1 protein-coding gene is annotated in these 902 nt (G+C 58.1%); it reads right to left on the reverse strand.

Going from position 1 to position 902, the window contains the following annotated elements; all coding sequences use genetic code 11:
• Positions 1 to 143: 143 nt before the first annotated feature.
• A complete protein-coding gene (locus tag GJ668_RS19840) occupies positions 144 to 716 on the reverse strand; it encodes a CorA family divalent cation transporter (RefSeq protein ID WP_246195038.1) in 573 nt (190 codons plus the stop codon).
• Positions 717 to 902: the final 186 nt, after the last annotated feature.

Below are 902 nucleotides of genomic sequence, written 5' to 3' on the forward strand. Positions count from 1 at the left end.
GTGATATGACGATCTACATGTGGCCGAAATGGGCCGCACGGGCCATTGAATGGAGCGCGAAACACTCATGACGTAGCCACTGAAAACAAAATGTTTGTGAAAAAGGGCACTTTCAGTGTTAACGAATAGTAAACGGTATTTGATCAGCGTTTCCCATAGTGTTCGAGGATGGGAAAGCCGTGATCGACGATAAGGTCGAGTAGCCGATAGAGCAGATAATCGCTGCCGTGCCGGCGTAGGCGACCGCGATGGTCGCGTAACCGCTCGCAGACCGGCCCGAAGAGATCTTGAGCCTGGCCGTAGAAGCTGACGAGCACTCCCGGGGCGAGGAAGACACTCACCTGATCGAGTTGGAGGGCTCCCGAGGCGTCGAGTGAGGGGCGGTGCATGACGACGAACAGCTGTTCATCATAGTCCTCCAGCTTAGCCTGCTGGCCGGTGTTGAGCACATCCTCAAGGGCCAGATCGTGCAGGTTGAGCCACTGCCCGAGTTGCTGCAGGACGTCCGGCTGTATATTGCCCCGAACATCGATCCAGGTCGTCGCCTCGGCGTCGAGCAACGGCACGCTGTCGATCAGGTCGCTGAACGTTCTTTCCGCGTAGTGAGTGTCGGTGTAAGTGATGAGGCGGATGCTCAGCGGGACGGCCGAATCGGAGGCCACCAGCGTGCCTGGCGCGGTTCCGGGCGGATGATAGCGTTTGGTAAAGTGGCTCATGCGATGCGGGGGGGCGGCGCGGGGCGAACCCGCGCCGCCAAGCTCTAACCTCACATCACCGCGCGTTCGCGCTTCTTGGCCTGCTTGGTCTGACGCCGTTCCTTCGGGTTTTGGACTTTGGACAAAGTATCTTACCAGCTGGCAAAAATCGTTCGCTCACATACAGTTGGAGTAGACAAGTCCTCT

The sequence above is a fragment of the Allochromatium palmeri genome, from assembly GCF_009720725.1.
In the GTDB taxonomy this organism is placed as follows: Bacteria; Pseudomonadota; Gammaproteobacteria; order Chromatiales; family Chromatiaceae; genus Thermochromatium; species Thermochromatium palmeri.

What these genes read in the sequence shown, in the direction of transcription:
- GJ668_RS19840 (WP_246195038.1), bottom strand. Translation starts at nt 716, where the DNA reads ATGAGCCACTTTACCAAACGCTATCATCCGCCCGGAACCGCGCCAGGC.